We start from the raw sequence: 6,284 nt of genomic DNA on the forward strand, positions 1-6,284 counted from the left end.
CCCCAGGAAATGTCTGGGATTTCGGACACCCGCCGAAGTTATGGCGCAGCAAGTCAGAGAGTTATATGCGGGTGTTGCACTTCAAACTTAAAACCGCCATCTCTATTTGGTTGGCGACATCATCGACTTTTGGGCCTTGCGCCGGCGCTGGTTTTGGCCCAGCACCCACAGCACCGTAGTGCAGAAGATCCTTCGTCAGGCCCGGGCGGGGGTGCGCGTCACCTACGTGCAGGGAAACCACGATCCGGTCTTGGGCCTGCTCCATGCCTTTCTCGAGGCAGATGACAAAGGCTTGGCCCTGGGCGATATCCAGATCGTTCCCCACTGCCTGCACCAAACGGCCGACGGGCGACGCCTGTGGATCATCCACGGCGATCTTTTCGACCTCAGCATGCAATATGCGCGCTGGCTCACCCATCTCGGTGACCGCGGCTATAGCGCTTTGCTCAGTCTCAATCGCTGGCACCAACGCTTCAACCGCCTCTTTGGTATCCGCAGCCACTGGTCGCTCAGTGCCTTCATCAAACATCGCATCAAACGGGCGGTGCAGTTCATTGGTCAATACGAAGAATTTGTTGCGCGCGAGTGCCGGCGCGGCGGCTACGATGGGGTCGTGTGCGGGCACATCCACCACGCCGAATGCAAAGAGATGCACGGTATACAGTATTACAACGATGGCGACTGGGTAGAAAGCTGCACTGCTCTCATCGAAGACTTTGATGGTCAGTTGCGCCTGGTGCGCTGGTCGGAACTCCGTCAGCAACCGATCGAATCACTACCCTTGCCCCTACAGGAGACCGTATGAAGATTGCCTTGGTGACCGACGCTTGGGCGCCGCAGGTCAATGGCGTGGTGCGCGCGCTACAGAGCACCGTGCAGGAACTTCGCGCCCTCGACCATGAAGTCTTGGTCATTCATAGCGGTGAGCAAGCGAGTATGCCCTGCCCCACTTACCCCGAAATCGCCCTGGCGCTGCAGCCGTTTTCGCAAGTACGGCGGGCGCTGCAAGGTTTTGCACCCGATGCCGTCCACATTGCCACCGAGGGTCCGCTTGGTCTTGCAGCACGGCTATGGTGTGCCGGCCAGGGTTGGCGCTTTACTAGCTCCTTCCACACTCGTTTTGCGGAATATATCGCCGCGCGCCTGCCAGTACCCTTGCCCGTGGCCTACAGTTTTTTACGTTGGTTTCACAATGGTGCGGCACTCACCATGGTTTCCAATCAGCCCCTTGCCGACGAGCTGCGGGGCTGGGGATTTCGCCATCTCGTCCTCTGGAGCCGAGGCGTCGACAGCAATCTGTTTCGGCCTTGGCCAGACCAGGATCCCGCGGCCGTTTTGCCGGGGCCACGGCCAGCCTTTGTATACTTTGGCCGAGTCGCCGTAGAAAAAAATGTGGAAGATTTTTTGCGCCTCGACCTGCCCGGTGCCCAGCACGTCATTGGCGACGGGCCGCAGGCCGCCGAACTGCGCCAACGCTATCCAAACGTGCACTGGCACGGCATGTTGCACGGCGAAGAACTCAGCCGCCATGTTGCCGCGGCCGATGTCATGATTTTTCCTAGCAAGACTGATACCTTGGGCCTCGTGGTGCGCGAAGCCAATGCCTGTGGCGTACCAGTGGCCGCTTACCCAGTGATCGGGCCACAGGCGAGCATCATCGATGGCGTCAATGGCTATATGCGTGAGGATCTTCGCGAGGCAGCTTTGCTCGCGCTGCAACTACGGCGCGAGGACTGCCGCAGCGCCGCCCTTGCCTATGATTGGCGTAGTTGCACCCTAAATTTTCTCGAGAACCTGGTGCCCGCACGGGGCTGATCAGGCTGCTTCGCGGCGCACAACCCCCGGGCTGCTGCCGCCGGCCTCCGGTAGCGGCTCACAAGCCATCTCCACCCCAAGCACCCGCGTCAGGATAGCACCCAGCAGGCCAGCCGAGGCCAAGGTCAACATCAACACCCCCATGCCAAACTTGGCCTGAATGACCGGCAAAAAATAGACGCTTACGGCCGCGCCAACGCGGCTGAAAGCCGTGCTAAAGCCATGACCACTGGCCCGCAGCTCCGTGGGATAGAGTTCGGAAGGAATGATCCAGGTAGTGTTGCCGGGGCCAAAACTGTTGGATACCTGAAAAAGGATCAAACCGATGGCAACAACGGCAAAAGGCGGTTCACCCGTGAGGGCAAAGACACCAACGAGAGCGAGCCCCAGGGCGTCACCAAGAAAGCCCCAAAACTGCGTTTGGCGCCGACCAATACGATCGATGAGCAGCGCCAAGGGCACCCAGCCCAAAACAAAGCTGGCGGTGAATACGGTGTTGCCAATCAGGGCGGCTTCGTGGGTGTGCAAACCGAGGTGTAGAAGCATGATGGGCATGAAAATCGCCATGGCGTAGCCCATCACATCCATCAAAAACCAAGGCACGGCCGCGTACAGGGTGCGGCGCCGATAGGTCTTCCCAAAGAGATCGAACCAGTTGTGCTTGCGTGCTCCCTCCATGCTGGCGGCAAGCTCGGCCAGGGCTTGCTGACGCTCGACGGTGCTGAGCTGCGGCGCCAACCAGCGCACGACCTCATCCGCTTCTGCCCAGCGACCTCGACGCAAAAACCAGCGCGGCGACTCCGGCAAATTGCGGCGCAGCCAAAGCACGAGCAGGGCCGGAAGAGAACCCGAGATGAGCATCCAACGCCAGGCGTCGGGCCCCGTATGCAAGAGCGCGAGACCAACCAGACTCGAGACCAAAGCACCCCCCATCCACAGCCCAAAAATCCAGGTCATGGATGCGCCGCGTGATTTCTTGGGCAAGAACTCCGCCATGTAAGTAGAGCTCAGGGGGTAATCTGCGCCCACTCCCAAGCCCAGAAAAAAACGCAGCACGATCAGCGAGGTAGCATCCCAGGCGAGGCCTGAAAACAGGGCGGCAAAGAAAAAGGCCGCAATGTCGATCAAATAGATCGTTTTGCGGCCCCAGCGATCGGCAATCGGCCCGCCAAAGAGCCCGCCAACCAAGGCACCGACCAGGGCGGCGGTACCCAGTCCTCCCAGCTGCGCCGGCGTCAGGTGCCATTGTTCTTTGAGCAGAATCAGGGCTACCGCCATGATGCTCAAGTCGTAGCCATCGAGGAAAATGCCCAAACCGGAGGCCCAGAGAATACGCCGATGCTTGCGCGTTACCCCAGACTGGTCGAGAAGATCCGTGTTGCTCATGATGGCTCCCGGCTGCTGTCGATAAAGTCATAACCCTAGCACAAGAATATGACAGTTTTATGAACCTTCAGGGCGCCGATTCGTGGGAGGCAAGGATTGCCAATCGCCATGGCTCTCCCCTACTCTGTCGGCAGAGACAACAATGGAAGCCAACGACTATGCACAAACGGATTCTCGTACTCGGTGGTGACGGTTTTTGTGGTTGGCCCACCACTTTGCATCTTTCTGCCCAAGGGCACGAGCTCCATATCATCGACAATATGGTTCGACGCCGACAGGATGAAGAATTGGGAGTGGAGTCCCTCACTCCCATTCGCTCCCTTACCGAGCGCATCGAAACCTGGCAGCAACTCACTGGGCAGAAGATTGGGCTATCGACTTTCGATATCGCCCGCGATTACAACGAGCTCAAATCTCTCATTGGAAGCTGGCGTCCCGACGCCATTGTCCACTTTGCCGAACAAAGATCGGCGCCCTACTCCATGAAATCGGCCTGGCACAAACGCTTTACCGTCGATAACAATCTCAACGCTACCCACAATGTGCTCTGCGCCATTGTCGAAAATGCCATGGAGGAGTCCTGCCACCTGGTACATTTAGGAACCATGGGGGTTTATGGCTATAAAACCTCCCGTTTCACGCTACCCGAAGGCTATCAAAAGGTGCGTTTGCTCTCACCTGAAAATGGCGAAGAAAGTGAGGATACCGAAATCCTCTACCCCCCGGATCCCGGCTCTATTTATCACATGACTAAAACCCAGGACCAACTCTTTTTTTACTATTACAATAAAAACGACGGGTTGCGTATTACCGATCTGCACCAGGGTATTGTTTGGGGTACGGAAACGGAAGAGACCAAACGCGACGAGCGACTCATCAATCGCTTCGATTACGACGGCGATTTTGGCACGGTACTCAATCGCTTCATTCTACAGGCGGCCGTCGGCCACCCACTTACAGTGCACGGCACCGGCGGACAGACCCGCGCTTTCATTCATATTCGCGACACCGTGCAGTGCATACGCCTTGCCATCGAACATCCGCCTGCCCCTGGAGAACGGGTGCGGGTTTTCAATCAAACGACCGAAACCCACCGCGTGCGTGATCTTGCACGCCTCATTCATGAACTCACGGGCGCCGAGCTGCAATTTGTCGATAACCCGAGAAAGGAGCAAACCGAAAACGATCTTCGGGTGGAAAATCAGGGCTTACAAAACCTGGGTCTACAACCTATTACCCTGTCTGCTGGTTTACTGGCAGAGGTCGCAGAAATCGCCGGTAAATATAAAGACCGCTGTCGACAAAGCAAAATCCCGGCGCGCTCCCTGTGGCGAGCACGCCGCGATGCATGAGGCATCAGTTTTCTCGCGTCGGCTGAAAAGGATTGAGATCCTGCGGGCAAGTCTCGCCGTACATCACGTGGGCACGGCTGACGATCAGATGATCGACCTTGCCAATGGCCTGCACATCCTTGTTTTCGTAAGGAATCGTGTGCAAGAGATGGCGCATGGCATTGAGGCGCGCCCGCTTTTTGTCGTCGGACTTGACCACCGTCCAGGGCGCGTAGGCGGTATCCGTATGAAAGAACATGGTCTCCTTGGCGCGGGTGTAGTCTTCCCAACGATCCAGCGAAGCAAGGTCCATGGGAGATAATTTCCACTGTTTCAGCGGGTGATGGCGGCGTTCCTCAAACCGGCGTCGTTGCTCTTCTCGGGTAACCGAAAACCAAAACTTGATGAGATAGATGCCGCTATATACCAAATGGCGCTCAAATTCCGGTGCCTGCCGCATGAATTCTTGATACTCCTGCTCGGAACAAAAACCCATTACCCGCTCTACGCCTGCTCGGTTGTACCAAGAGCGATCAAAAAAGACCATTTCTCCGGCCGTCGGTAGCTGCTCCACATAACGCTGAAAATACCACTGTCCTTTTTCGCGCTCTGAAGGCTTCTCCAAGGCCACCACGCGCGCACCACGGGGATTGAGATGCTCCATGAACCGCTTGATCGTACCCCCCTTACCCGCTGCATCGCGCCCTTCAAATACCACTACCAAGCGCTGTCCGGTGTTTTTGACCCATGCCTGTAGCTTGAGCAGTTCCACCTGCAGATCGTATTTGAGATACTCATAGTCGCGCCGGGTCATCCGATTTTTATAGGGGTATGCACCACTACGCCAATCGGGGTTCAGAGTGTCGTCGGTATCGGCAACCCGCTCTTTTTCCAGCTCGGCGTGGATCATGCGAATATCGTCTGCAGAAACGTCCGATGCAACAATGGCGAGAGCGGCAGCGATATTGCCACTACTGGCGTCGAGCTGATGTTCGGCGAGATAGCGCCGCACCGCCGCAAGATGGTGTTGCTGCGCCATCTCCGTGCTGTCACTGACCGTAAAACTCCGAATTCCTTCCGGGCTCAGATCACTAGGGATATCGGCTACAGTTGCCGGTGCCTGTTCCGCTTCCTCGGTTTCCATCGTCGTCGCTTCAGACATCACTCTCTCCTTTGTGCAAACTAAACCGCAGTCTAGCAGGGCAATGTGACGTTTTTATGACAGCCAACCGGAGCTTCTTTGCTTCGCTGTCCAAGCAATTATCAAAAACCAGATATTAATAACCGATTTATAAAAAGCAGTTTCTTCAATTAATTAAAATCTGTATTAGCATAACACTATATTATATCTGTTTTTATTTATCTTTTTCAACAAAGCCTAGAAAATTCCAGATTGTACCTATACAAATTTGTAGGCTATAACATCTAATGTTCAGATCAAGTTGTCTCTGGATCAACGCTAAGGAGCAAATTCATGCAATTTCGCACGCCTCTCCGCTTGGCGCGGTTCGCCTCGGTACCCGGCCTCGTCTTCACCCTGAGCGGCTGTGCTCGCCACTCGCCTTGGTGGATCTTCGATCCCAAAGGGGTAGGAGCGAGCGCCAGTTACACTTACATGATGATTGATGTGGGAGTGATGCTGGCTATTGTCGGCATTACCGCCCTGCTCATCATCTGGTTTCTCTGGAAATACCGAAAAAGCAACAAGCACGCCGACTACGATGGTAAATGGTCACATTCCAATGTGTTAGA

The 6,284-nt window shown here is 55.9% G+C and carries 5 protein-coding genes and 1 pseudogene; 4 read left to right on the forward strand and 2 right to left on the reverse strand.

Translation table 11 applies throughout. The features are described from left to right. Positions 1-106 precede the first annotated feature (106 nt). Together RTI30_RS11695 and RTI30_RS11700 are read left to right on the forward strand one after the other, a co-directional pair. Positions 107-805, forward strand: coding sequence for a UDP-2,3-diacylglucosamine diphosphatase (locus RTI30_RS11695; RefSeq protein WP_312283821.1), 699 nt, complete (start codon positions 107-109; stop codon positions 803-805). After that, on the forward strand, positions 802-1,815 hold the full coding sequence (locus RTI30_RS11700) for a glycosyltransferase family 1 protein (RefSeq protein ID WP_312263356.1): 1,014 nt from the start codon (positions 802-804) through the stop codon (positions 1,813-1,815). Before RTI30_RS11695 ends, RTI30_RS11700 begins: the two co-directional genes overlap by 4 nt. Here RTI30_RS11700 and RTI30_RS11705 read toward each other — a convergent pair whose 3' ends face one another. Next, entirely contained in the window at positions 1,816-3,201 is a 1,386-nt protein-coding gene (locus RTI30_RS11705; RefSeq protein WP_312263355.1) for an MFS transporter, read from the reverse strand. A gap of 59 nt (positions 3,202-3,260) precedes the next feature. Here RTI30_RS11705 and RTI30_RS11710 point away from each other — a divergent pair, with 59 nt between their 5' ends. Further along, positions 3,261-4,553 (forward strand): NAD-dependent epimerase/dehydratase family protein, encoded by a 1,293-nt coding sequence (locus RTI30_RS11710; RefSeq protein WP_312283822.1) that lies wholly within the window; start codon positions 3,261-3,263, stop codon positions 4,551-4,553. A gap of 4 nt (positions 4,554-4,557) precedes the next feature. Here RTI30_RS11710 and ppk2 read toward each other — a convergent pair whose 3' ends face one another. Next, positions 4,558-5,694: a polyphosphate kinase 2 gene (ppk2, locus tag RTI30_RS11715; protein WP_312263353.1), complete on the reverse strand. Its 1,137-nt coding sequence runs from the start codon at positions 5,692-5,694 to the stop codon at positions 4,558-4,560. A gap of 312 nt (positions 5,695-6,006) precedes the next feature. Between ppk2 and RTI30_RS11720 the strand changes: the two are divergent. Continuing rightward, positions 6,007-6,284 (forward strand): annotated as a pseudogene (locus RTI30_RS11720) (ubiquinol oxidase subunit II); the annotation flags it as partial.

Source organism: Candidatus Igneacidithiobacillus taiwanensis, from assembly GCF_031962545.1.
In the GTDB taxonomy this organism is placed as follows: Bacteria; Pseudomonadota; Gammaproteobacteria; order Acidithiobacillales; family Acidithiobacillaceae; genus Igneacidithiobacillus; species Igneacidithiobacillus taiwanensis.